This window comes from Bacteroidia bacterium (assembly GCA_037045145.1).
GTDB lineage: Bacteria > Bacteroidota > Bacteroidia > AKYH767-A > OLB10 > OLB10.
The window spans coordinates 81,497-107,066 of record JBAOIA010000011.1 but is presented as its reverse complement, the minus strand read 5'-3'; the positions used below and the strand labels follow the sequence as shown (position 1 = coordinate 107,066).

Here is a 25,570-nt window from a genome sequence, read left to right as displayed (position 1 = left end):
TTAATCAAGAGGAATTAATAGTCGTTTAATTTTTGGTACCGGTCCCGGACAATGACTGCTATGACAAGCCAGACATGCATTTACAACATTATTGAAACTTTTAACTCTGTTTGCATTGGTTGAATTTTCATAACCTTCCAAAGTCTGAAGATATAAGTCGGCAAACGTTGTGTAATACTCATTTTTTGTTTTATCATCAGTTGGCTTTGCTGTATTGATGTTTAAAAATGTTTTTGGATAAGAAACTGTCCGCTGTTCGCTTACTGCCTTGCGTGCTTCGGCAGCATGGTTGTACATCTCTCGCATCAGTAACGAAAGCTCACTGCTTTTATTGGGATTAATATCGGTAGTATCTGCAAACGCAGCATTTGTCCATACTGTTTTGTATTGATAGGATGATACATACAGCAAGAACATGATTCCTGCTATGACAAATATTTTATTCATAAATTATTACTCCTTCTGCTTCAAATGCAGGCTTTTTTTCAGGTTGGGTAATTTTCTCTATTTCTTCTTTTGGTTTATTGGCATCTTCAGCATAATGTTTCAACTCTGCAACAGAGGTTACATCATTAAAAGCTATTCCTTCAATAACAGCAGTTTTCCCGGCACAATCTTTAGGCACAAAAAATTCATAATCTTTAAAACGCACTCGCATGGTATTGCCATCAGCGGTTTCCATCATCATCCAGCAGCCTTTTTTCTGACAAACACTTGTAATTTTCCCCTGAATTTTAACATTCACGGTATCTTTTGTAGTTAACATTCTGTCAACAACAGAAGCTGGTTGTGCATTCTCTTCAGTGATTTTTTTTCCGAAATGAGAAACTTTTTTATCCTGAGCCATCAATGTCAGACTCATCATTGTTGCAAAAGCAACTAATATAATTGTACGCATGTAATTGAATTTTGAATTGCAAAGGTAATTTTTTGATTTAATTAAAATACAGTCTTTTTCATTCTATTACTATAAAAACAACTATTCATTAAGCAAACACCCTGACGGAAGCTTTTAAGATAAAGGTTTTCTAACATAAATCTGTTATTTACTCTATTGTATAAAGGCAAAAAGTTTGCTTTATGAAAATACCTTTGCATGATGTTTTTAAAGAAATCGCTTTATTGTTTATTCACGGTGCTGCTTCCCTTAGTTTCTTATTCGCAGAAGAAACTGCCCGGATTTATTAACCCTGTATCTTATCATTGGGCCGATAGTGTACTTGATGAAATGACTGTTGATGAAAAAATTGGTCAGCTTTTTATGGTACAGATGCAAAGTGTTTGGCCTGAAAAAGATTTGGATTCATTAGAATCGTTAATCCGTAATTATCATCTTGGAGGTTTGATTGTCTTTAAAGGAGGGCCATATCGTCAGGCACAGTGTATTAACAGAATGCAGAAAGCAGCTAAAATTCCTTTGTTGGTGAGTATTGATGGCGAATGGGGGCTAAGTATGCGCATGGACAGTACCATTCGCTTTCCTCGTCAAATGACCTTGTCGGCCATGCATGATGACAGTTTGCTTAATGAAGCATTTGCCGAAATTGCATCACAATGTAAACGTATGGGTATTCAACTAAACTTTGCTCCTGACATTGATATCAACAATAATCCGCAGAACCCTGTAATTAATACACGCTCATTTAGTGATGATAAATTTGAAGTAGCACAAGGTGGAATATTTTATATGCAGGCCTTGCAACATCAGCATGTGCTTGCATGTGGAAAACATTTTCCCGGTCATGGAGATACAGATACAGATTCGCATTATGCCTTGCCGGTAATCAATAAATCTGCCGGTGAGTTAGATACTTTAGAGTGGTTTCCTTTCAGGCAGCTTATTAGGAATGGGGTCAGCAGTATTATGACAGGCCATCTGAATGTTCCATTACTTGACGATGAGAACTATCCTGCATCATTGTCTAAAAGAATTATCAACGGCTATCTTAAAGACGACTTAGACTTTAAAGGACTCGTCATTACCGATGCATTGAATATGAAAGGTGCCATTGTAGCCGATGCCAAACCGGGTGATATTGAATTGCAGGCTTTGTTGGCTGGTAATGATATTTTATTAATGTCGGAGAATGTGAAGCCGGCTATCGAAAAAATAAATACTGCACTTCAGAAAAGAAAGTTGCGCAAAAGTGCTCTTGATGAAAAAGTCAGAAAAATTCTGATGGCCAAGCATTGGGCTGGTTTAAACAACTATACTCCTGTTGACACGACAAATCTGTATTATGATTTAAACAATGCGGGTGCTTCATATCTCAACTATCGTTTGTATGAAAAGTCGCTGACACTACTCAGAAATGATGCTGTTTTACCACTGCAAAACAGTTCTTCTGAGCGGATTGCATCATTGGTAATTAACGATACTCTTGAGAATGCATTTCAGCAAACATTGTCGCTATTTGCACCTGTTCAGAATTTTGTAATGTCAAAAGATGCTTCTCCTGCCACCGTGGACAGCATTGCCGCAGTATTATCAGGATTCACAAAAGTTATTGTCAGCATTCATAACACAACAACCAAGCCTCAGTTTAATTTTGGAATTACTGAAAGCATGAATTCGGTTATCCAAAAAGTTTCTATGCGCACCAAAGCTATTGTTGTGTTGTTTGGAAATTCATATTGTCTGAATAAATTGGTTATTCCCGATCAGACGAAAGCTCTGATAATTGCCTACGAAGACACTTATCTGCCACAACACATAACTGCACAGGCACTGTTTGGTGCTGTCCCTTTCAATGGAAGATTGCCTGTAACACCCGGCTTAACCTTTCATCGTGGTGATGGTCTGAATCTTCAGGCAACGGGTGTGGTAAAATATACCATGCCTGCTGAGTTAAATATTGATCTAACATGTCTGCAAAAAGTGGACTCCTTAATTAATGATGCCATAAAACAAAAAGCATTTCCCGGATGTCAGGTATATGCATCGGTTGACGGTAAGGTTATCTATAACAAATCGTTTGGCTTTACAACTTATGCAGATACACAAGCAGTGGAAAATGATATGATATATGATATTGCCTCTGTTACAAAAATTGATGCCACTGCTCTTGCAGCCATGTGGCTTTATGACCATAATCTGCTTGACTTAAAACAGACAATAGAATATTACCTGCCTGATTATGGAAATACCAATAAAGGGTCATTAACAGTTGAACAGCTTATGACACACACTGCAGGATTGCAAGCCTGGATTCCATTCTATAAAGAAGGACTTACTAAGAATGGTAAAGTGATGAAAAAATATTTTTCTTCGTCATTGCATGATGATTATACTGTGCAGGTAACAGACAGTCTTTTTATGAACCCTAAATTTTATGTCAGAATAGATAAAAGTATTAAAGATTCACCATTAACGGAAAAAGGAAAATATGTATATTCTGATTTAGGAATGCTGCTATTGCAAAAAATTATTGAAAGGCAGGCAGGCAAAAAGATGGATGTATTGCTCAATGAAGAATTTTATCAGCCACTGGGATTGAGTCATTTGTTGTTTAATCCTCGCAATAAATTTCCATTAGCAGACATTGTACCTACGGAAGATGATACAGTGTTCAGGCACACCTTGGTTCAGGGGTATGTACACGATCCGGCAGCAGCGTTGATGGGTGGTGTGGCAGGCAATGCAGGCTTATTCGCCAATGCGCAGAGCGTTGGAGTGCTCATGCAAATGTTACTCAATGGAGGCAGCTATGCCGGTAAGCAGTATATTAGCAAAGCTACTGTTGATGTATTTACGAAAGCACCTATTTCCGGAATAAGAAGAGGTTTGGTGTTTGACAAACCCGAAACAAATCCTGCAAAAGGAAGCCCGACATGTAAAAGTGCATCACCGCAAACTTTCGGCCATCAGGGATTTACAGGCACCTGCACATGGGCCGATCCTTCCAATAAGTTGGTTTATGTTTTTCTCTCTAACCGTATTTATCCAACAGCTTCTAACCAAAAAATCAGTAAGCTAAGCGTGAGAACAGAAATACAGCAGGTGTTTTACGATTGTTTAAGAAAAATACGTTGAAAGAAACTATTTTTACAACCTGTTAAACAAATCAACATTATTCTTGTTGATTGATTCTTACAGTATGAAAATAGGTATAGTTTGTTATCCCACTTTTGGAGGCAGTGGAGTTGTCGCTACAGAACTTGGCAAAGCACTTGCAGCTAAGGGTCATCGTATTCATTTTATCACCTACAGTCAGCCGGTACGGCTCGACTCTTTTTCTGAAAATATTTCCTATCATGAAGTATCGGTAAGTAACTATCCGTTGTTTGAATATGCACCTTATGAGTCAGCATTAACAAGCATGTTGGTTGATGTGGCCATGCATGAGGGGTTAGATGTTTTGCATGTGCACTATGCCATACCCCATGCATCCGTAGCTTATCTTGCTAAACAGATTCTGATTTCAAAGGGAATATATATACCGGTAATAACCACGTTGCATGGTACAGATATTACACTTGTTGGCCGCGATAACAGTTATGAGCCTGTGGTGACTTTTGCTATCAACCAAAGTGATGGTGTGACAGCTGTTTCAGAAAGTTTAAAGCGCGATACCTATGCAAATTTTGAAGTCACCAAACATATTGAAGTCATCCATAATTTTATTGATCTGAAAAGGTTTTCAAAAAAGCCAAAAGACCATTTTAAACGAGCCATTGCGCCAGGAGGAGAAAGACTGTTGGTACATACTTCTAATTTCAGAAAAGTTAAAAGGGTGAACGATGTAATACAGGTTTTTGCAAGGATTCATAAAAGAATACCTTCACGATTACTGATGATTGGTGATGGTGATGAACGGGCCGGTGCCGAAAAACTTTGTCGTGAACTGCAATTGTGTGATGATGTTAGATTTTTAGGTAAGCAGGATGCTATAGAAGAAATTTTATCTGTTTGTGATTTGTTTATCATGCCTAGTGAAACAGAAAGTTTTGGACTTGCTGCATTAGAAGCCATGGCTTGCCAGGTGCCGGTAATTTCATCAAATACCGGAGGTATGCCTGAACTAAATTTAGATGGTGTGACAGGATTTACAAGTAATGTTGGCGACATTGAAGATATGGCGGAGAAAGCTTATCACATATTAAAGGACGATCAAACACTCAACATTTTCAAGCAAAATGCATTGAAGCGAGCTTCCGATTTCGATATTAACGTCATCCTTCCGCGTTACGAAAATTACTATCAGTCCATTATTCAGAATTTTACAGTTGCACCGTAAGTTCCGGCATTTTCATTTGTTTTTTCAAGAATGTTTTTATCATAAAAGAATAAAAATTGATGGTCTGAGGTAGGCCTTTTAAACCCATTTCAATGATTTGTTGTGAATAATGCGACCAAAATGTATAGCGCATCAATTTATTTAAATATCTGATAATCAATTATATTTTAAAATCATTGCAGATAGGAACAGAAAACGGTTGATTAATATTGGCAAACTGTTCACACTATTTTGTTTATAACGTTTGTTGGTTTGAAAATAAGTGTTACTTTTGCGACCCCAATTGTAAAAGGTTAATACATAATACTGTGGATACTTTATCATACAAAACAATATCGCTGAATGCGAAAACTGCCAGAAAAGAGTGGGTGCTGATTGATGCAACCGATATGGTTTTAGGCCGTTTATCATCCGAGGTGGCTAAGATTTTAAGAGGCAAACACCGTCCAGGATTTACACCTCACGTTGACACCGGAGATAATGTAATTATTATCAATGCCGAGAAGGTAAAACTTACCGGAAAAAAAATGGCACAGAAAGTATATGTGCGCCACACGGGCTATCCCGGAGGTCAGCGTTTTACTTCACCGGAGAAACTGATAGATACTTATCCTGAAAGAATTCTGGAAAATGCCATTCATAAAATGCTTCCTAAAAACAGATTAGGAAACGCTATAAAGAAAAACCTAAGGGTATTTGCTGGCAGTGAACACAGCCATGAAGCACAAAATCCCCGTAAAATAACTTTAGATATTTAATCGGCAATGAATAATATACATAAAATAGGAAGACGCAAAACAGCCGTAGCGCGTGTTTATCTGACTCCGGGAACAGGAACTATTGTAATCAACAATCGTGAATTCAAAAACTATTTCACTACTGGTCCACTTCAGAATAAAGTAACACAGGCATTTGCAGTTATCAATGCAAACGAGCAGTTTGATGTTAAAGCCAATGTAATGGGTGGAGGAATAACAGGACAGGCAGAAGCTATCCGTTTAGCTATTTCACGTGCATTGTGCGAAATGAATCCAGAAAATCGTCCGGCTTTGAAAAAAGAAGGACTCCTGACACGTAATCCCAAAATGGTTGAGCGTAAGAAAAGTGGTCAGAAAAAGGCTCGTAAGAAATTCCAGTTCAGCAAACGTTAAAAAATTATACCAGCAAAAAATGTCTATTAATACACAGGAATTGTTAGATGCAGGTTGTCATTTCGGACACCTGAAACGTAAGTGGAATCCTAAAATGGCTCCTTATATTTTTATGGAGCGCAACGGAATTCACATTATTGATTTGAATAAGACAGCTGCAAAACTTGAAGAAGCTACCGCTGCCATAAAACAAATTGCAAAATCAGGCAAAAAAATATTGTTTGTTGCTACTAAGAAACAAGCAAAAGAAATCGTTGCCAATGCAGCCAAGTCTGTTGGCATGCCTTATATCACTGAGCGTTGGCCCGGTGGTATGTTAACCAACTTCGCAACACAGCGCAAGTCGGTAAAGAAAATGACAGGCTTTGATCGTTTCATGAAAGACGAATCTTTCAACAACATCTCTAAGAAAGAACGCCTTCAGGTATCTCGTCAGAAAGCTAAAATGGAAAAACTTATAGGTAGTATTGCCGACCTAACGCGTTTGCCGGCAGCACTTTTTATTGTTGACGTATTAAAAGAGCATATTGCGGTTTCTGAAGCACAGAAATTAGGCATCCCAACCATTGCTATCTGCGACACCAATACAGACCCAACATTGATTGACTTTCCGGTTCCGGCAAACGATGATGCAACAAAATCAATCTCTTTAATTATGAATGCCATGATTAAGGCTATTGAAGAAGGTCTTGAAGAGCGTAAAATGGACAAAGAAGCAGATCGTGAACGTGAAGCTGCTGCTGAAGAAGAAGGTGGAGAAAGAGGTGATGGCGAAAAAGAATTTGCAATGTCAGAAGAAGGTGAAGAGTCAGGAGAAGGAAAGTCAAAATCTCCTGCTAAAAAAGCTGCCACACGCAGCCGTAAGCCGACCACAAGAAAAAAAGATTAATATTTTAAAGATTTATAATTACAATAATGAGTACAGTAACAATTAGTGCAAGCGATGTAAACAAGCTCCGTCAGATGACAGGTGCAGGAATGATGGATTGCAAAAAAGCACTGATGGAAGCCAATGGCGATTTTGAAAAAGCCATTGATGAGCTTCGTAAAAAAGGACAGAAGGTTGCCGCAAATAGAGCAGACCGCGAAGCAAAAGAAGGATATATTGTTGCAAAGACCAATAATGATGCTACTAAAGGATATTTAGTTGCTTTAAGTTGCGAAACAGACTTTGTTGCTAAAAATGCAGAGTTTGTAAAATTTGCAGAAGATGTTCTTGAAACAGCGTTGACAAATAATGCAGCAAGTCTTGATGCATTGTTGGCTTTACAATTACAAGGCACAACAATCAGTGAAAAACTGATTGAGATGGTTGGCAAAATTGGTGAGAAGATTGAAATTACACGTTATGAAGTAATCGAAGCTCCCAAGGTGGTGGTTTATATTCACCCAGGAAACAGAGTTGTTTCAATGGTAGGTTTATCATCTGCTACTGCTGCTAATGAAGCAGGTAAGGATGTGGCTATGCAAATTGCCGCTATGAATCCTGTTGCAATTGACAAAGACGATGTAGATCAAAGTACATTGGATCGCGAAATCGAAATTGGAAAAGAACAGGCACGTGCAGAAGGTAAACCTGAAAATATGATTGAGAAGATAGCAATGGGTAAACTGAATAAATTTTATCAGGAATCAACTTTGTTGAATCAGGCTTTTATAAAAGAAGATAAGAAAACCATTCGTCAGTATTTAGATGGAGTGGAAAAAGGGCTTACCGTTAAAGCTTTCAAACGTGTTCAAATTGGTTAACTAAACCATAACAATACACATAAGGCCACTCCAAAAGGGTGGCTTTTTTTATGGATAACTGACATAAAAAAACCCCGTCAGTTTTGCTGACGGGGGAAGTTAAACCCACCCTGAACTAAAAATATTTTATCAGTGATTAATCTTTAATTAACGATTCAATATTAGACATGTATTGTTGAGAAGGCAAATAGTTTGTCCCCATCGGGAAATTGTGACCACCTAATCGGAAAAAACTACTATCAGACCGAAATTGATAATTGCAAGCAGCAACATGTATCTTTGTAATCAAATTATTAAAACAATGGCGTTATCAGAGCAAGAACAAATTAGACGAGAAAAACTGAATGAGCTTTTACAAATGGGCATAAATCCATATCCGGCTGAGAAGTTCGAAGTAAACTCAAAGAGCACCTATATTCTTGAAAACTTTGAACAGGCTGAAGCACGTTTTGGTGCAGGAAAAGAAGAAATCAGTATTGCTGGCCGAATTTTGAGTGTAAGAGATATGGGCAAGGCTGCTTTTGCACAAATTCAGGATGCAGAAGGGAAAATTCAGATTTATATAAAACGTGATGAGATTTGTAGAGGTGATGATAAAACTATGTACGATACAGTTTGGAAAAAACTTATTGATATAGGTGACATCATAGGTATTAAAGGCTACGTCTTTAAAACTAAAACAGGAGAAACTTCTATTCATGCAAGTTCAGTTACACTATTATGTAAATCACTTCGTCCTTTACCTATTGTAAAAGAAAAAGACGGAGAAGTTTTTGATGCCGTTATTGACCCGGATTTAAGATACCGTCAGCGTTATGTTGATTTAATAGTTAATCCGCAGGTAAAAGAAACATTCCGTAAGCGTACTCAGTTAGTTAACACCATCCGCAATTACCTGAATGAAAGAGGATACCTTGAAGTAGAAACACCTATTCTTCAACCTTTGTATGGTGGTGCTGCAGCGCGACCGTTTAAAACGCATCACAATACACTGGACATGACTTTGTATTTGCGCATTGCCAACGAGCTATATCTGAAAAGACTGATTGTTGGTGGTTTTGATGGTGTGTATGAGTTTTCAAAAGATTTCAGAAACGAAGGGATGAGTCGTTTTCACAACCCGGAATTTACACAAATAGAGTTGTATGTTGCCTATAAAGACTACGAATGGATGATGAATTTAGTGGAGGAGATGGTAGAAAAGGTGGCTATTGAATTGCATAGCTCAACAGTGGTGACGGTAGGAGATAAATCTATTGACTTCAAACGTCCATGGAAGCGATTTACCATGTATGAAGCAATTGAACATTACACCGGGGTTGATGTAAGTGAAATGGACGAAACAGCTATGCGAAAGGCAGCCGCTCAAATGGGAATAGAGTTGGATGATACTATGGCAAGAGGGAAAATTATTGACGAAATTTTCGGAAGCAAGTGTGAGCCCAATCTGATTCAACCAACATTTATAACAGACTATCCGGTTGAGATGTCGCCATTGGCGAAGAAGCACCGAAGCAAACCCGGATTGGTGGAGCGATTTGAAGCTATCTGTAATGGTAAAGAAATGTGTAATGCATTTTCTGAGTTGAACGACCCTATTGATCAGCGTAATAGATTTGAAGAACAACTTGAACTTGGCAAACGTGGCGATGAAGAAGCCATGCAACTTGACGAAGATTTTCTTCGTGCCATTGAGTATGGAATGCCACCAACAGCAGGTTTAGGAATAGGCATTGACCGTTTGAGTATGATTATGACAAATTCTGCAAGTATTCAGGATGTATTGTTTTTTCCACAGATGAAACCCGAGACTATTGAAACGAACGCAGCAACGGACATGGGTTTGTCACATATTCCTGCACCCTGGAATGATGTTATTTCAAGAATGGGAATCACTTCAAAACAACAACTCAAAGAAGTTAATCCCAACAAATTATTTAACGACATGGGTGGCATGCGCAAGAAACTTAAACTTGATGTAAGTATGGTAACGCTGGATGATGTAAAAAGCTGGATTGATGCTTAATCAGACTTTTTAGTAATACCCTTCTTATCTACCATATAATTTTAGTTATTAAATAAATTTGTTCATTTGCATGCTTGTTTATAAACTATGGCTATCAAAAGAATTGATTTAAAAGCATTTCGAATTAAATCGGGAAGAAACAGAAAAAAGTACACAACTTTCTTGAAAGGACTGCATAGCCGTAAGGTACATCAGTTGACTGCAAAAGCAAAGAAACTTAATGAGCTTGCATTTAAAAAAATTGATTGCCTTGCTTGTGGTAATTGCTGTAAAACCATGACACCAACATGGCAACCGGCAGATATTAAAAGAGTAGCAGCGCATTTTAAAATGACGGTGCAACAGTTTAAAGACAAATGGCTGTATAAAGACGACACAGGCGATTGGATGAATACAAAAACGCCATGTCAGTTTTTACAAAAAGATAATAAGTGCAGTATTTATGAGATTCGTCCAAAGGACTGCTCCGGATTTCCACATCTGCAACACACAGACTTTTTAATTGGCCGTGAAGTAAATATTCCCAACATGACCAGTTGTCCCATTACTTATGAAGTTGTAGAACGTATGTATAAATTAGTTGTAGAGAAAGATGCAACTGTGCTGAACAACTAATTACTCTATCATTCTACTTCTACTTCATCAACAAAAATAAAAGCTTCGCCACCCATTGTAAAACCCTGATGCCATGAAGGTAGTTTTCCGAAATTTACAGCAACAACTTTTATATAGCGTGCTTTTATTGGAGCTTCGGTTTGTAGTTTAAAATTCTCAATACTTATTTCATAATTATCCGGGGCATACTGATGCTGAACAATGCCTGCGCTACTAAAAAATTTACCATCATCGGATGTAAAGTATTCTACCGACACGGGCATAAGAATCCAGGCTCTTGTATCTTGTAAAAAACTTGTGTTAAAAGAAGAAACCTCTTGTTGATTTCCCATATCAATAACACATTCAAAATTCTGTGACTGATAACCTTGCCAACGACCTTTGCGCCAGTTTACATCGCCATGCAGGCCATCAATCAATCCGTTTGCACCACCTGCATTATATTGTGGATTGTAATTTCCTTTAATTGAAACTTTCCATTTCGGATGTGGAAGTTTAAAGAATTCAGCTTTTGCCCACTTACTTTCAATACCTGTTGTGTCTGTAACAAAAGCATGAATAACTGAGGTATCGTAAATATAAAAAGGCTTTTTATAATCAATCTTTGCCGGACGTTCAAATGGTCCTTGCTGCAAATAAATAATGCTTTTATCTTTCTGATTTGATTTTATACTAATCTTAAGCGAATCTTTAAATACTGTTGTTGAGCCGGTAATTACAGGAACACGATAAAAAGTATCTGCATATTGTAAATTATCTGCAGAATCTTTCTTACGTAATAATGAAGGAATACTATCTGCAATCAGTATTAAAAAATTATCATTACTAAAACGACTGTGATTAAATAGCAACCCATCACGATAAGCAATGTTTTTTGTTTTCTTGACTTTCAGAAAGTTTGTTTTATTTGTTTTGTTCTTAGTGTCAATTGTAAATATTTTATTTCCTGAAGTTGATATTTCAATTTTATTAAATTGTGGGGTTGTGAGCGAATACTGATTACTTCCCGGGCACACAGGGTACATGCCAATAGCACTCATCACATACCATGCACTCATCTGTCCGCAATCTTCGTTACCGATTAAACCATCGGGACTGTTTTTATAAAAATCATTTATCACCTTATTGATAATTTTTTCAGCTTTGCCAGGCTTGTCAATATAATTGTACAAGTAAGCAATGTGATGACTTGGTTCATTACCATGTGCATACTGTCCGATTAAGCCGGTAATATCTGATTGCTCTCTACCTGTAGTTTTTGTAGAAGCACTAAAAAGCTGATCTAATTTTTTTTCAAATTTTTCTTTGCCACCATTAAAAGTAATCAGACCATCAATATCCTGCGGTACAAAAAAGTTATATTGCCAGCCATTGGCTTCAGTGTAATTGTTGTTAACCTCAAAGGGGTCAAAAGGATTTAACCAACCACCATTGCTTCTGGGTCTGATAAATCCTGTAACCGGGTCAAATAAATTTTTCCATGACTGCGAGCGTTGCATGTAGGTGTTATAGTCATCTTCCTTTCCCAACAATTTAGCCATTTGTGCAATACACCAATCATCATAAGCATACTCTAATGTTTTTGAAACAGATTCATGTTCATCTTCTGCTTCAAGAAAACCTTTGTCAATGTATGCACCTAAACCAAAACGGTTGCGTTGCTCTGCACTAAACTTGCACGCTTCAAACGCTTTTTCATAGTCAAAGCCTTTTATACCTTTCATCATGGCATCAGCAATAACACTCACAGCATGATAACCAATCATACACTCAGTTTCATTAGCTGCCAGTTCCCAAACAGGCAAAAGGCCTCCTTGTTCATACTGCAATAAAAATGTACGAATAAAATCTGTTACTCTGTCGGCATCAATAATAGTCATCAACGGATGCCATGCACGGAATGTATCCCATAAGGAAAAAACAGTGTAATAATTATGGTCTGTCTGATGAATTATTAAATCTCTGCCACGGTATCTTCCATCAACATCATTATAAATATTGGGATGAATCATGCAGTGATACATTGCAGTGTAAAAAACAGTTAACTTATTTTTATCCGTACTGCTTACTTTTATTTTCGATAATTCTTCATTCCATTTATTTGCGGCTGCTAATTTTATATACTCAAAATTCCAGTCCGGATTTTCGAGAATCATATTTCGTTCAGCACCGTCATCATCAACTGCTGATAATGCTACTTTAGCCATGATACTTTCTTTTTCAGAAATAGAAAAAACAAATACAGCCTTTTTATTACCTAATTGTTTTGATTGAATAAAAGGTTTTGAAAATCGAATGTTGGCATAAAGTATTTGCTCCTTCGCCCAGCCTTCGCTTTTTCGATAAACTTTAATGGTGGAATCGTTTATTATGTTAATGTTGCTTGCAGTGAGTTTATCTCGATGATTTAAATCAAGATAGATGTAAACTAATCCCGATTTATTAAATGAATAGCGGTGCATGCCGGTTCTCAATGTTGCAGTCAGTTCTGCATTTATGCTGTCATTAAGTAAGGTAACAGCGTAATAACCGGCTGTGGCAATTTCGTTGTTATGCGAGAATAATGCTTTTGGTGTACTCTCATCCAAAGCAGGCTCATTGTTCAATGGAAGTAGCAAAATATCACCATAATCGCTCACACCGGTACCACTAAGATGTGTATGTGAAAATCCATACAACACACTGTCGGAATAGTGATAACCACTACAGCCATCCCAACTGCCATCAATGCGCGTATCGGGGCTTAGCTGCACCATGCCAAAGGGGAGTGTTGCTCCCGGAAAAGTATGTCCATGACCACCTGTTCCAATAAATGGATTTACGTATTTCGTAAGATCTACCTGAGCTGTCAGTAGGTTAGTGGAAAACAAAAGAATCAGACTCAATGAGTGCTTGAGAAAATTCATAATATCATCAATATTTTCAGATAAAAGTATAAATTGTTTTTAAATTTGTTATTTGATATATTTTTCTGTCAAGACGGTATATATTATTATTCAGAGAAAGGTTGCATGTCTATTGGTTTGACTGTATTGTAAATATAGTTCTATAAAAAAACAATTTAACTGTACCTATATTTGTATTTAGACTGATCAATGATTTTGATAATTAAATAAACAGTTAAGTATAATTTATAAACCAAAAAATTATATTGATTGCAACCTGTTAAACCAGGATATATTGTAATAAAAACTTATTATGAAAATAGCATTCGACAAATCTAAAGGACCCGGAATCTATATTCCGCCACCCTTGTTTTATGTAGCAACCTTTTTAGCAGCAATATTTTTACAAAAGAAAGTCCCGTTTGCTACAAACTTTTTTCACTATAGACTATCAAAGGTGACAGGGGTTGCCTTGTTAATCACAGCCGTTTTTTTTCTTTTCAGAAGTTTAAGACAGTTTTTTCTGACGAAAAACACCGTTATGCTTATTAAACCGGCCACATCACTACAAACCACCGGTATTTATTCTATAACTAGAAATCCAATGTATGTGGGTTTGTTATTTGTTTATATCGGTTTAACCTTTCTTATTGGGAACTTGTGGAATTTTATTTTTTTTCCGTTGTTGGTGATTTTTATTCAAGAATACATTATTAAACGAGAAGAAAAATATCTGCAACATGAATTTGGTCAGGAGTATGAAATGTATAAACAAAGGGTTAGACGTTGGCTGTAGGAAATGCAACTATAAACGTTTCTTATACCATCGCTATAATTTAAATTTTAAGCAAATTAAAAATATCCGACCGCGTTATTTTTTTTAATTCTCCGGGTTGATAATCTTTAATATCAATTGCTTCAATTTTGCTTCTGATAAGTCTAAGCGTAGGAATACCCACAGCTGCTGTCATTTTTCTTACCTGACGGTTTTTACCTTCTATGAGAACCATTTCAATCCAACTTGTTGGAATGTTTTTACGAAAACGCACCGGAGGCATTCTTTCAGGATAAAAAACCTCATTCAATAAGTTTACGGCTTGCGGAGGCAAAGTTTTATATGGTTTACCTTCAATTGTAATTTCTACCCCTTGCCGTAACAGATTAAGATGTACACTTGTGGCAGTCCCATCAACTTGTATATGATAGGTACGATTATGTTTGTTTTGAGGATTTAATAAATGATGTTTTAAATTGTTGTCATTGGTCAGTATCAGAAGCCCTTCACTGTCAACATCAAGTCTTCCGGCTGGATAAACGTCCGGTTCAACGTCAATGAGGTGTTTAAGTCCTTTGTGTTTGGCTTCATCACTAAACTGCGACAGGTAGCCATAAGGTTTATGAAGTACATAATATTTTTTCACGAGTTAAAAATACTGGTTTTAAATTCATCCGAAAAGCTGTATATTTGCAACCAGTTCTTTTCTAAATGCTTATCGAGAAAGGCGGAGGGATTGTGCCCTGCGATGCCTTGACAACCGTCTGCCAATAGCAGAAAAGGTGCCAATTCACATTCCCTAAGGGAAGCAGATAAGTCGAAATCAGATTCAATAAAAATATTCAAATCTCTTTCGGCTTACCGGAAGAGATTTTTTTTCGTTTGCCTAAATAGCGGTGAGTGAGTATGTAATAATTGAAAATGATAAAAAACTATTAAAGTTTAAAATGAATATTAAAGATTGTCTTAAAGAACGAATATTAGTCATTGACGGTGCCATGGGCACCATGATTCAGCGATATAAACTTGAAGAAACAGATTATCGGGGGAAAAGATTTGTAGACTGGAAAAGTGATTTAAAGGGCAACAATGATTTGTTGTCAATCACGAAGCCGGAAATTATTGAAGCGATTCACTTGGAATATCTCGAAGCAGGTGCTGATATTATTGAGACCAACACTTTTAATGCACAGAAAATTTCATTGGCCGATTATCACATGGAATCATTGGCTTATGAACTGAATTTTGAGTCGGCTAAAATTGCCAAGCAGGCAGTTGCATTGTATAAATCAAAACATAAATTAGATAGAGCGTTTTATGTTGCGGGTGCTATTGGGCCAACAAACAGAACTTTATCTCTGTCGCCTGATGTAAACAAGCCCGGTTTCAGAGCAGTTAGCTGGGATCAGATGGTAGATGCATACTGCGAGCAGATAAACGGCTTGGTAGATGGGGGTGCGGATTTGCTTTTAGTTGAAACAATTTTTGATACTCTTAATGCCAAAGCAGCTTTAGTAGCCATTCAGAATGTAATGGAAGAAAAACAGGTTGATTTGCCTATTATGATTTCAGGAACAATTACCGATGCAAGCGGTCGTACATTGAGCGGACAAACGGTTGAGGCATTTCTGAACTCTGTGTCGCATGTTAATCTTCTTAGCATAGGTCTCAATTGTGCATTGGGAGCAAAGGAAATGCGTCCTTATCTGGAAGAACTTAGTGAGAAAGCACCCTTTTATATTTCATGTTATCCCAATGCCGGACTACCCAATCAGTTTGGCGAGTATGATGAAACACCCCATCAGATGTGTGTGCAGATAGATGATTTTTTACAAAGTAATTTTGTGAATATTATTGGCGGTTGTTGTGGTACAACACCCGACCACATCAAACACATTGCAGAACATGCAAAGAAACATAGGCCAAGACAAATACCAACATTAGAACCTAATCTGAGATTGAGTGGATTGGAAGCAGTAACACTGCGACCCGATTCAAATTTTATGAATGTAGGTGAACGTACAAATGTTACAGGTTCTAAAAAATTCCTTCGCCTGATAAAAGATAATAAGTATGATGAAGCTTTAAGTGTGGCACGCGAGCAAGTTGAAGGTGGTGCGCAGGCAATTGATATTAATATGGACGAAGGTATGCTTGATGCCGTTGAAGCCATGACAACTTTTTTGAATCTTATTGCTGCAGAACCCGATATTTCAAAAGTGCCTGTGATGATTGACTCTTCAAAGTTTGAAGTTCTTGAAGCCGGACTAAAATGTATTCAGGGGAAGGGAATAGTAAACTCCATTTCATTGAAAGGTGGCGAAGAGCAATTTATTCATGAAGCAAAAACAGTTAAAAAATATGGTGCTGCAGTTATTGTTATGCTTTTTGATGAAAACGGTCAGGCTGATAGTACACCACGTAGAATTGAAATAGCAAAACGTGCCTATGATATTTTAGTTAATAGAGTTAGCTTCCCTGCGCAAGACATTATTTTTGATCCTAATATTTTTCCTGTTGCCACAGGCTTGGAAGAACACCGACAAAATGCAATAAGTTATTTTGAATCTAGTAAGTGGATAAAAGAAAATTTGCCGCTTGCTAAAATTTCAGGTGGTGTAAGCAACGTTTCTTTTTCTTTTCGCGGTAATGACCCTATTCGCGAAGCCATTCATGCAGTGTTTCTTTTTTATGGTATAAAAAATGGTATGGATATGGGCATTGTGAACCCTTCGCAGCTTATAGTTTATGATGAAATAGAAAAAGATTTACTTGCATTGGTTGAAGATGTTATTCTAAACAGAACAGAAGATGCAACAGAAAAACTTTTAGCAAAGGCAGAAGAGATTAAACTTTCGCAAATACCAACGGATAAAAATGTTAAGAAAGTAAATGCATCTGCCAACGCCTGGCGTAACGAAGACCTGCAGTCACGCATCACACACTCATTGATAAAAGGTATTGACGAATTTGTGAATCAGGATATGGAAGAGGCACGACAACAGGTTTCTAAAGCGTTAGAAGTAATTGAGGGACATCTGATGATTGGTATGGGAGTAGTTGGAGACTTGTTCGGTCAAGGGAAAATGTTTTTACCACAAGTTGTACGCAGTGCGCGTGTAATGAAAAAGGCAGTTTCCTATCTTACTCCATTTATTGAAGCTGAAAAAGTAAAAGGGCAATCGAAAGGAAAGATTGTTTTAGCAACAGTTAAAGGTGATGTGCATGATATTGGAAAAAATATTGTTGGCGTTGTACTTGCCTGCAACAATTACGAGATTGTTGATTTAGGAGTAATGGTCGCAGCAGATAAAATTCTTCAAGCTGCCCGTGAACATAAAGCAGATATAATAGGTGTAAGCGGTTTGATAACACCATCGTTGGATGAGATGGTGCATGTTGCTAAGGAAATGGAACGTGAAAAATTTACAATGCCACTGCTGATTGGTGGAGCTACCACCAGTAAGGTACATACAGCCGTAAAGATTGAGCCAAACTATTCAGGTGTTGTAGTGCATGTAAACGATGCTTCACGTAGTGTACCTGTTGTAAGTAATTTACTTTCTGCAGAACAGAAAAGTAAATTTATTGAAGAGGTTAAAGCAGAGAATGAAAGAACCCGCTCCTATCACAAAGCAGAAAGGTCTAAAGGAAAATTTTTGTCGCTGACAGAGGCGCAACAAAATAAATTTGAGCTTAACGGTGCAGTTGTTTCAGAGCCGGAGTTTAAAGGAGTTAAAGTTTTCAGTGATTATGATTTGTCGTTGTTGACAGAATATATTGACTGGACACCATTTTTTATTGCCTGGGAGATGAAAGGCAGCTACCCGAAAATATTAAGTGATCCACATCGCGGTAAAGAAGCACAAAAACTTTTTGATGATGCACAAGCAATGCTACAACGTATTGTAAAAGAAAAATGGCTTACCGCAAATGCCGTATTCGGGATTTTTCCTGCAGCCAATAAGGGAGATGATATTGAAGTATTTGATGAGAAAAGAGAAAAGAAAATTGCTACACTACATACCATTCGTCAGCAGTCAGAAAGAGCAGCAGGTCAGAAAAATATTGCATTATCCGATTTTATTCTTTCTTCAGACTATATAGGTGCCTTTGCAGTGTCAACAGGTTTTGGAATTGAACAATGGTTAAAAAAGTTTGCAGACGATCATGATGATTATTCAGCCATCATGTTAAAAGTTTTGGCCGACCGTCTTGCCGAAGCATTTGCAGAACATCTGCATGAAAGAGTGAGAAAAGAATTCTGGCGTTATACTACAGATGAAAACCTGAGCAGACAGGATTTGATTAAAGAAAAATATCAAGGTATTCGACCGGCAGCAGGCTATCCGGCACAGCCTGACCATACAGAGAAACATACACTTTGGAAACTGCTTGATGTAGAAAAAAATACAGGAATAATACTCACAGAGCATTTAGCCATGTATCCGACTGCTGCTGTCAGTGGATTATATTTTGCACATCCGGAATCACATTATTTTGCTGTTGGAAAAATTCAACGCGATCAGGTTGAGGATTATGCAAAACGTAAATCAATGACCGTTGAAGAAGCTGAACAATGGCTGGGAAGTATTTTAGGTTATTAATTTGAAGAGATTCTTAGTACAAATTTAATTCCTGCAAAGCCAGATTTTCCTTCAACCAAAAAACCTATTTTTGCAGACTAAAATTTAAAACATGTCAAAAGACAGATTTCAGGCACCGGATTATTATTTAATAGATGAATTATTAACTGACGAGCATAAATTGATTCGCGACAGTGTGCGTGAATGGGTAAAGAAAGAGGTTTCTCCAATTATTGAAGATGCCTGTCAGAAGTGTGAGTTTCCAAAACATCTTATTAAAGGCCTGGCAGAAGTAGGAGCATTCGGCCCTTATATTCCGGCAGAATATGGTGGTGGTGGATTAGATCAGATTAGCTATGGTTTAATCATGCAGGAACTGGAACGAGGTGACAGTGGTATTCGTTCAACTGCATCGGTACAGAGTTCTTTGGTGATGTATCCGATTTATACTTATGGAAGTGAAGCACAACGCAAAAAATATTTACCCAAACTTGCATCAGGAGAATGGATGGGATGTTTTGGCCTGACCGAGCCTGACCATGGTTCAAACCCCGGAGGTATGGTTACCAATATTAAAGATAAAGGCGATCATTATTTACTCAATGGCGCTAAGATGTGGATTAGCAATGCGCCCTTTGCACAGGTTGCAGTGGTTTGGGCAAAAGACGAAGAAGGTGTAATCAGAGGATTGATAGTAGAGCGAGGCATGAAAGGATTTACAACACCTGAAACGCATGGAAAATGGAGTTTACGTGCAAGCGCAACAGGGGAGTTGGTTTTTGATAATGTTGAAGTACCTAAAGAAAATTTATTGCCTAATGTAAAAGGCTTGAAAGGCCCATTAGGTTGTTTGAACAGTGCACGTTACGGAATTGCATGGGGGGCATTAGGTGCAGCCATGGATTGTTATGACAGCGCTTTGCGTTATGCCAAAGAGCGTAAGCAATTTGGAAGGCCTATTGGTGGCTTTCAACTTCAGCAGAAAAAACTTGCCGAGATGCTTACAGAAATTACCAAAGGTCAGTTGTTAGTATGGCGACTTGGAAAATTAAAGAATGAAAACAGAGCCAACCCGGCACAAATCAGTATGGCTAAACGTAATAACGTACACACTGCATTGTGGTGTGCACGCGAAGCACGACAAATACATGGCGGCATGGGCATCACTGGAGAATACCCTATTATGCGCCACATGATGAACCTTGAGTCGGTAATTACTTACGAAGGAACACATGATATTCATTTGCTGATTACAGGAATGGATATTACAGGAGAAAATGCATTTACCTGATAAAGAGGAAAAGAAACTAAAGTGTTAATGCAGTAACAGCAGAAATTTTCTTACTTTGTTTGTTCTGAATAAATGCAATGAGTTGAAAATTCTCATCCAGTGCTAGCTTGTTGGTTTTTAACAGAATTGTTCCTTTTAAGTCAGCAGGATAAACTTCGTAAAGTCTCACTACGTTGTCTTGCACCAGTGTTCTTCCAATGTTTTCACCTTTTGTAATTTTTGTGGTAACACTCTTTTGTACTACGGCAACAATAATATTTGCATTGGCATCGGCTTTACTTGCACTATAGCTGAGATGTAGTGTATCATTAAGAGTTTGCATAACCTTGACAGTCAGTTTTTGTTTGGAAGGTGTTTTAAGACCTTTTTCAATTTCTATTTTCAGACGTTTGCTGTCGGAGCCAACAAAGCCTGTGTTGCCGTTAATAAAAACCTGTGGTGTAAACACTTCGTTACTGCCTGTTGCGCTGACATAATTATTTTGTCGTCTTGAATACTTAATGCTGCTGTATGGATCTTTCCAGCCGTATTTATTCCAATAGTCCACATGAAAACTTAAAAAATATACAGGCTTGTTGTTTTTTACTGCATCATCCATTTCTTTTTTAAGAACTATTTCTGCTGCCGGGCAACTGCCGCAACCCTGTGAAGTAAAAAGTTCTACCACTGCAAAACCACTACCAGTTGGTTGTGCAAAAGCAACTGATGACAGCAGCATTAGTAGAATAAATATATATCTTTTCATGAAAACAAAACAGTAACGCAAAAATGTATAAAATAATACTATTCTACATGTGGTATCCATGAAGTTATGAGCATGACGGATTGAGTATTCACGCATTATCTCTCCATCGCCATAAATACATGCAAGCATAAGTTCGGTATGGTGCCCATTGCTCAGAAATAGATAAAATTCGCAGACGCAACTTTTTCTTATCAGATATTCTTATTTTATATAGACCTATTACCGATTGTTGAATACCATAATCGTCAACAGAAAAAACATCTTCGCGACCTAAGGTGAACATCATTATCATTTCTGCAGTCCAGCGGCCTACACCTTTTATCTGAGTAATGTATTCAATAAACTCATCATTGCTCATCTTATTTATTTTACTCAACTGCAAACTATTTTCCATTGCAAAGGCAGCGATGTTTCTGATATAGTTTGCTTTTGAATTACTTAAACCAATACTTCTCAATGATTCTGTTTTTGCCTGAAGCACTTTTTCGGGAGTTGGTTTTCCATCAAACAAATTATAAAAACGCTGCTTTATTACATCAGCAACTTTTACAGACAACTGTTGTGATATAATTGAACCGCATAAGCTCAGAAACAAATCTTTTCTTTTTTTTAGTTCAACAACGCCATGATGTTTAATTACCGGTGCCAACTTTTTATCTTTACAAAGATGTTTGATGTATTTCATATTTAAAATTTAGGCTAATGTATCACACTTAATAAAATAAGTCACAGAAAAATTCTAACTTTTTTGTTTTATAATAAGCTAATTAACATTTGAGTTTGCAAATTGCACAGCATAAAAAGTTTCTACTTTTCAAATCTGCAATCTGCATCTCCTTTTAAATTTTCAAAAGTCGCGTTTTTCTTTACTTATAAGCAATAGTTAATATTCTTTAATTTGCAGTTTCATAAACTAATGTCATGCAGATAAAGAAATTTACATTTAATCCTTTTGAAGAAAACACCTATATTGTTTATGATGAGACATCACAGTGTGCTATAATAGACCCCGGATGTTATATGCCGGAAGAGAAGGAAGAGTTGCTGGGCTTTATTAAAGAACAAAAACTTAAACCGGTTTTATTACTGAATACACATTGCCATGTTGATCACATTTTCGGAAACAAATTAGTCTATGATACTTTCGGACTAAAACCTCAGTTTCATCAATTGGAGTTACGATTGCTCGAAGCGGCAGGAGAGTACAGTAAGCAGTGGGGAATATTTCTGGAGCCATCTCCAACGGCAGAAAAGTATTTGAATGAGGGAGATATTATTTCGTTCGGTAATCTTTCATTTGAAATTTTATTTACTCCTGGTCATAGTCCTGGAAGTTTATGTTTTTATCATAAACAACATAAAATAGTTATTGGGGGTGATGTATTGTTTCAAATGAGTATCGGTCGTTATGATTTACCCGGTGGTGATGAACAAACATTATTGAACAGTATCAGAACACAATTATTTACGTTACCGGCAGATGTAAAAGTACTTCCGGGTCATGGCCCCGAAACAACAATAGGTTTTGAAAAAATGTACAATCCGTTTTTAGTTTAAGATTTAAAAAATAATGAAGGTGCAAGCTACATGCTTGCACCTTGAAACCTTAAAGATTATCTGAATCAGAAACTTTCTAAACAATAAACTGCTTCAAACCAAGAATTATTTTTTACACTCATCAAGCATTTTCTGTGCAAATTCTTTTCCCCAGTTAGGCATCATGGCATTGGCTGGTTTAAATGCATTAAATTTTTCAATTGCCATTTCCAGAATCGGTAATGCCTTGGCTTTTCCGCCACCATATTGTTCAGGGGTAAAAAGTAGTCCGGTTCCCTGTAGAAAATAAGGACGTGGATTTTCCGGGTTCAGTTCTATTGCATGTGCTGTGAGCATTCCTGCTTCCATACCTAATTTCTGTCCGCGAGTTGCTGGGTCAATTCCAATTTTCATTGAGGTAATCCATGATTGCAGTGTAACTATCTCTGAATTATCGGGCGAAAGTTTATCTGCTTTATTGGCGATTTCAAGAGCTTTGTCTAAAACAGCATCTTTTTTTACATTGTCTTTTTCATCATTTAAAGAAAGTACTAAAGCATAAGCTTGATAATATAAAGGCAGCCACTCCTTAGTTTCTGCATTTGCAATACGTTCAAATGCATTGGCAGCATTTAAGTAGTCTGTACCTGCTTTGGCTTTGCCAAGCATATCAATTTGTTTGACCATTGTTTTTTCAAACTTGATGTTGCTTTGTGCAAACATGTTGCCTGCAACAAAGAATAAAAGAAATGTGAGATTTTTCATTGTATTATTTAATTTAAAAATTTATTCTGTTTTATCTTCCCCGAAGCTGATAAATACACCAATAAAGAATGAACGCTTTGAAGTCGGGCCAACAGCACTTCTTCTTAGTCCATCTGTGCTGTAACGATAGCTGTAGGCACTTTCAATACCCAACACATTGTTTACAGCAGCAGAAATTACTGTAAAGTGTCTGCCTATTGATGTCAGGTAACTCCACGTTAAACTCAGGTTGTTATAATCGTTAGTACGGTCGGAAAGAAAATTATTTTCACTCGTTTTATTGGGATTATAATAAGGTCTTCCTGCTGCATACACATAAGTAAAGCCAATACTACTTCTCAATTTTGGAAACCACCGTTTCATAACTACACTCACTACATGCTTTGAGGCAAAGGTAGGCTGTACTTCAAACGGATAGTATAAATATTTTCGTTTGGTGTCGAGGAAAGAATATGAAATCCAGTAATCCACATACTTAAAAGTTTGTTTATCACGCCAGAAAAAATCTATTCCTTGTGCAAAGCCTTTTCCATCATCGCCAGTAGCAAAAGCGGTGGCATATACATTCGATGCCATATTAGTTGTCTGTACCAAGTGATTGTATTTTTTATAGTATGCTTCAACACGAAAAGTTCTTTTTTCATTTACATACTGATAGTTCAATATATAATGTGTTGCTTTCTCAAAGTGGTCAAGGTTAGTAAATATGAGATAGTTTTTATCAGGTGTTTGATAATAGTCACCATAAGCTACATTTAACTGATCAAACTTTCCTAATTTATATGCAACACTGATGCGAGGGGCAAGATTACTTGCACGAAGAAGGTATGAATTTTCAACTCTAAGTCCTGCACGTGCTACTAATTTTCTTGTAATGTAAGCATCACCTTCCAGAAAAACTGCAGTAAACATTTCAGTACTGTCCACTCTGAAATTATTATAGAGGTTACTGAAGTCGTTATATTTTACTTCTGCGCCACCGCGTATAGTGCTCAGCTCACTTATTGATCGTGACACTACTACACGACTTTGCCACAATTGATTACTGAAAAGCAGATGTTGTGGTTTTGGATAAATGCGATTAATGTCTTTACTGTATGATCCGGCAGCCTGCACTGTCCATTTATTCAGTACCTCCTTATAGGATACTATAGAGAAGATATTGTAGTTGTTGAGACCAAAATGATTTTTACTTTTTCCGGTAACGTCTTCCAGATTGTCGAAGTTAAGTGACAAGTCACTATACTGATAATTGATAAAAGCTTTAATAATGCCGGTTTCAGATGTTTTATGTCTGAATATAGCAGAGCTGCTGAAAGTCTGAGGAGGAGAATTCCAGTCGCGGTTTTGTTTTATTAAGGCAAAATAAGGTGCAAGGTTAAAATAGTTGGCAAAGACACCTGCTGAAGTTTTTTTCCACCGATGCATGTAGCCGCCACCACCACCAACAGACATGATACCAATATTTCCGACAGAACGTGGTGGAAGATCTTCGCTCTCTAAAGCCAAAACAGATGACATGGCCTGACCATATTGCGCTGAATAACCTCCTGTGCTGAAGTTTGTACCTTTAAACATAAATGGTGAAAACCTGCTTCGTTGCGGAACATCCGGAACGCTTGAAAAATATGGGTTGGCAACTTCTATTCCATCAATAAGTGTTTTAGCTTCTGCAGCATCACCACCGCGAACAAAAAGTCCTTCCTGATCTTGTGTAGGCTGTGTGCCCGGAAGTGTTTGCAGTGCTCCGTAAATATCACCTTGCGAACCTGCGGTAGTAACAATATCTAAAGGCCGTAAAATGACCATTTTCTTTTCATCACTTGCTTCAAAGGCTCCTGCAGTAATAGTTACGGTATTTAGTTCATTGCTTGTTTCTTTTAGTTTAAAATTTACTTCAATAGTACCACCCTGAAGTTTTATTTTTTTATCAGTAGGGTTAAATCCAATCATACTGCAAACTATTATTACATCACCTGTCTCGTCAGAAGTGAAATTAAATTTTCCTGAGGCATCGCTACTGGCGCCATCATAACTGTCGCGAATAACTATATTGGCTCCTGCAACAGGATTATTTTTTTGATCGGTAACGGTTCCTGTAATTGTAGTTTGTGCGGCTGCTGATTGTACAATTATAAAAAAAATCAACCAGGTTATTCTATGTTTAAATAAATACATTTGATTCGGTTATGGAATAGCAAAGGTAAAT

The 25,570-nt window shown here is 37.2% G+C and carries 20 protein-coding genes and 1 riboswitch; of the genes, 12 read left to right on the top strand and 8 right to left on the bottom strand.

All coding sequences use genetic code 11. The annotated features are described in order from the left end of the window. Positions 1-447 carry a hypothetical protein gene (locus V9G42_01460; protein ID MEI2758080.1) on the bottom strand — a complete coding sequence of 149 codons (447 nt, stop codon included), beginning with the start codon at positions 445-447 and terminating at the stop codon, positions 1-3. Continuing rightward, on the bottom strand, positions 440-898 hold the full coding sequence (locus V9G42_01455) for a DUF4920 domain-containing protein (GenBank protein ID MEI2758079.1): 459 nt from the start codon (positions 896-898) through the stop codon (positions 440-442). Before V9G42_01455 ends, V9G42_01460 begins: the two co-directional genes overlap by 8 nt. A 198-nt stretch (positions 899-1,096) precedes the next feature. On the opposite strand from V9G42_01455, the gene V9G42_01450 reads away from it, so the two are divergent. The 8 genes from V9G42_01450 to V9G42_01415 all read left to right on the top strand — a co-directional run bounded on the left by V9G42_01450 (position 1,097) and on the right by V9G42_01415 (position 10,778). Continuing rightward, positions 1,097-4,033 carry a glycoside hydrolase family 3 N-terminal domain-containing protein gene (locus tag V9G42_01450; GenBank protein ID MEI2758078.1) on the top strand — a complete coding sequence of 979 codons (2,937 nt, stop codon included), beginning with the start codon at positions 1,097-1,099 and terminating at the stop codon, positions 4,031-4,033. Positions 4,034-4,097: 64 nt separating this feature from the next. Then, positions 4,098-5,237, top strand: coding sequence for an N-acetyl-alpha-D-glucosaminyl L-malate synthase BshA (gene bshA, locus V9G42_01445; protein MEI2758077.1), 1,140 nt, complete (start codon positions 4,098-4,100; stop codon positions 5,235-5,237). Between the two features lie 308 nt (positions 5,238-5,545). Then, complete coding sequence (gene rplM, locus V9G42_01440) at positions 5,546-5,995, top strand: 50S ribosomal protein L13 (protein ID MEI2758076.1); 450 nt, start codon at positions 5,546-5,548, stop codon at positions 5,993-5,995. A 6-nt stretch (positions 5,996-6,001) separates the two neighbouring features. Next, positions 6,002-6,388, top strand: coding sequence for a 30S ribosomal protein S9 (gene rpsI / locus V9G42_01435; GenBank protein ID MEI2758075.1), 387 nt, complete (start codon positions 6,002-6,004; stop codon positions 6,386-6,388). Positions 6,389-6,407: 19 nt separating this feature from the next. Next, entirely contained in the window at positions 6,408-7,277 is an 870-nt protein-coding gene (gene rpsB / locus V9G42_01430) for a 30S ribosomal protein S2 (GenBank protein MEI2758074.1), read from the top strand. A gap of 26 nt (positions 7,278-7,303) precedes the next feature. Continuing rightward, positions 7,304-8,137, top strand: coding sequence for a translation elongation factor Ts (gene tsf / locus V9G42_01425; protein MEI2758073.1), 834 nt, complete (start codon positions 7,304-7,306; stop codon positions 8,135-8,137). Between the two features lie 301 nt (positions 8,138-8,438). Next, positions 8,439-10,163, top strand: a complete 1,725-nt coding sequence (gene lysS, locus V9G42_01420; protein MEI2758072.1) for a lysine--tRNA ligase — start codon at positions 8,439-8,441, stop codon at positions 10,161-10,163. An 87-nt stretch (positions 10,164-10,250) separates the two neighbouring features. Beyond that, positions 10,251-10,778: a YkgJ family cysteine cluster protein gene (locus V9G42_01415; protein ID MEI2758071.1), complete on the top strand. Its 528-nt coding sequence runs from the start codon at positions 10,251-10,253 to the stop codon at positions 10,776-10,778. An 8-nt stretch (positions 10,779-10,786) separates the two neighbouring features. On the opposite strand, the gene V9G42_01410 is transcribed toward V9G42_01415, so the two are convergent. Beyond that, positions 10,787-13,684 (bottom strand): GH92 family glycosyl hydrolase, encoded by a 2,898-nt coding sequence (locus V9G42_01410; protein ID MEI2758070.1) that lies wholly within the window; start codon positions 13,682-13,684, stop codon positions 10,787-10,789. Positions 13,685-13,976: 292 nt separating this feature from the next. Here V9G42_01410 and V9G42_01405 point away from each other — a divergent pair, with 292 nt between their 5' ends. Continuing rightward, the gene (locus V9G42_01405) at positions 13,977-14,459 is read left to right on the top strand and encodes an isoprenylcysteine carboxylmethyltransferase family protein (GenBank protein ID MEI2758069.1); all 483 of its coding nucleotides are present in this window, start codon (positions 13,977-13,979) and stop codon (positions 14,457-14,459) included. Positions 14,460-14,499: 40 nt separating this feature from the next. Here the strand turns inward: V9G42_01405 and V9G42_01400 are convergent, their stop codons facing one another. Then, complete coding sequence (locus V9G42_01400; protein MEI2758068.1) at positions 14,500-15,084, bottom strand: pseudouridine synthase; 585 nt, start codon at positions 15,082-15,084, stop codon at positions 14,500-14,502. A 66-nt stretch (positions 15,085-15,150) separates the two neighbouring features. After that, positions 15,151-15,257: riboswitch (SAM riboswitch) on the top strand. Between the two features lie 128 nt (positions 15,258-15,385). On the opposite strand from V9G42_01400, the gene metH reads away from it, so the two are divergent. Further along, entirely contained in the window at positions 15,386-19,045 is a 3,660-nt protein-coding gene (gene metH, locus V9G42_01395; protein ID MEI2758067.1) for a methionine synthase, read from the top strand. A 91-nt stretch (positions 19,046-19,136) separates the two neighbouring features. Then, positions 19,137-20,315 carry an acyl-CoA dehydrogenase family protein gene (locus tag V9G42_01390; GenBank protein ID MEI2758066.1) on the top strand — a complete coding sequence of 393 codons (1,179 nt, stop codon included), beginning with the start codon at positions 19,137-19,139 and terminating at the stop codon, positions 20,313-20,315. 16 nt (positions 20,316-20,331) lie between these two features. Here the strand turns inward: V9G42_01390 and V9G42_01385 are convergent, their stop codons facing one another. Together V9G42_01385 and V9G42_01380 are read right to left on the bottom strand one after the other, a co-directional pair. Continuing rightward, a complete protein-coding gene (locus tag V9G42_01385; GenBank protein ID MEI2758065.1) occupies positions 20,332-21,060 on the bottom strand; it encodes a DUF1223 domain-containing protein in 729 nt (242 codons plus the stop codon). 88 nt (positions 21,061-21,148) lie between these two features. Then, positions 21,149-21,745, bottom strand: a complete 597-nt coding sequence (locus V9G42_01380; GenBank protein ID MEI2758064.1) for a DNA-3-methyladenine glycosylase — start codon at positions 21,743-21,745, stop codon at positions 21,149-21,151. Positions 21,746-21,981: 236 nt separating this feature from the next. On the opposite strand from V9G42_01380, the gene V9G42_01375 reads away from it, so the two are divergent. Next, a complete protein-coding gene (locus tag V9G42_01375; GenBank protein ID MEI2758063.1) occupies positions 21,982-22,617 on the top strand; it encodes an MBL fold metallo-hydrolase in 636 nt (211 codons plus the stop codon). A gap of 105 nt (positions 22,618-22,722) precedes the next feature. Here V9G42_01375 and V9G42_01370 read toward each other — a convergent pair whose 3' ends face one another. Further along, entirely contained in the window at positions 22,723-23,361 is a 639-nt protein-coding gene (locus V9G42_01370; GenBank protein ID MEI2758062.1) for a hypothetical protein, read from the bottom strand. A gap of 21 nt (positions 23,362-23,382) precedes the next feature. Next, positions 23,383-25,539: a TonB-dependent receptor gene (locus V9G42_01365; GenBank protein ID MEI2758061.1), complete on the bottom strand. Its 2,157-nt coding sequence runs from the start codon at positions 25,537-25,539 to the stop codon at positions 23,383-23,385. Between the last annotated feature and the right edge of the window lie 31 nt (positions 25,540-25,570).

Excerpts from the sequence above, each read along its gene's own strand:
- V9G42_01460 (MEI2758080.1), bottom strand. The coding sequence starts at position 447 with ATGAATAAAATATTTGTCATAGCAGGAATCATGTTCTTGCTGTATGTA.
- V9G42_01455 (MEI2758079.1), bottom strand. The coding sequence starts at position 898 with ATGCGTACAATTATATTAGTTGCTTTTGCAACAATGATGAGTCTGACA.
- V9G42_01450 (MEI2758078.1), top strand. The coding sequence starts at position 1,097 with ATGATGTTTTTAAAGAAATCGCTTTATTGTTTATTCACGGTGCTGCTT.
- bshA (MEI2758077.1), top strand. The coding sequence starts at position 4,098 with ATGAAAATAGGTATAGTTTGTTATCCCACTTTTGGAGGCAGTGGAGTT.
- rpsI (MEI2758075.1), top strand. The coding sequence starts at position 6,002 with ATGAATAATATACATAAAATAGGAAGACGCAAAACAGCCGTAGCGCGT.
- rpsB (MEI2758074.1), top strand. The coding sequence starts at position 6,408 with ATGTCTATTAATACACAGGAATTGTTAGATGCAGGTTGTCATTTCGGA.
- tsf (MEI2758073.1), top strand. The coding sequence starts at position 7,304 with ATGAGTACAGTAACAATTAGTGCAAGCGATGTAAACAAGCTCCGTCAG.
- lysS (MEI2758072.1), top strand. The coding sequence starts at position 8,439 with ATGGCGTTATCAGAGCAAGAACAAATTAGACGAGAAAAACTGAATGAG.
- V9G42_01415 (MEI2758071.1), top strand. The coding sequence starts at position 10,251 with ATGGCTATCAAAAGAATTGATTTAAAAGCATTTCGAATTAAATCGGGA.
- V9G42_01410 (MEI2758070.1), bottom strand. The coding sequence starts at position 13,684 with ATGAATTTTCTCAAGCACTCATTGAGTCTGATTCTTTTGTTTTCCACT.
- V9G42_01405 (MEI2758069.1), top strand. The coding sequence starts at position 13,977 with ATGAAAATAGCATTCGACAAATCTAAAGGACCCGGAATCTATATTCCG.
- metH (MEI2758067.1), top strand. The coding sequence starts at position 15,386 with ATGAATATTAAAGATTGTCTTAAAGAACGAATATTAGTCATTGACGGT.
- V9G42_01390 (MEI2758066.1), top strand. The coding sequence starts at position 19,137 with ATGTCAAAAGACAGATTTCAGGCACCGGATTATTATTTAATAGATGAA.
- V9G42_01385 (MEI2758065.1), bottom strand. The coding sequence starts at position 21,060 with ATGAAAAGATATATATTTATTCTACTAATGCTGCTGTCATCAGTTGCT.
- V9G42_01380 (MEI2758064.1), bottom strand. The coding sequence starts at position 21,745 with ATGAAATACATCAAACATCTTTGTAAAGATAAAAAGTTGGCACCGGTA.
- V9G42_01375 (MEI2758063.1), top strand. The coding sequence starts at position 21,982 with ATGCAGATAAAGAAATTTACATTTAATCCTTTTGAAGAAAACACCTAT.
- V9G42_01370 (MEI2758062.1), bottom strand. The coding sequence starts at position 23,361 with ATGAAAAATCTCACATTTCTTTTATTCTTTGTTGCAGGCAACATGTTT.
- V9G42_01365 (MEI2758061.1), bottom strand. The coding sequence starts at position 25,539 with ATGTATTTATTTAAACATAGAATAACCTGGTTGATTTTTTTTATAATT.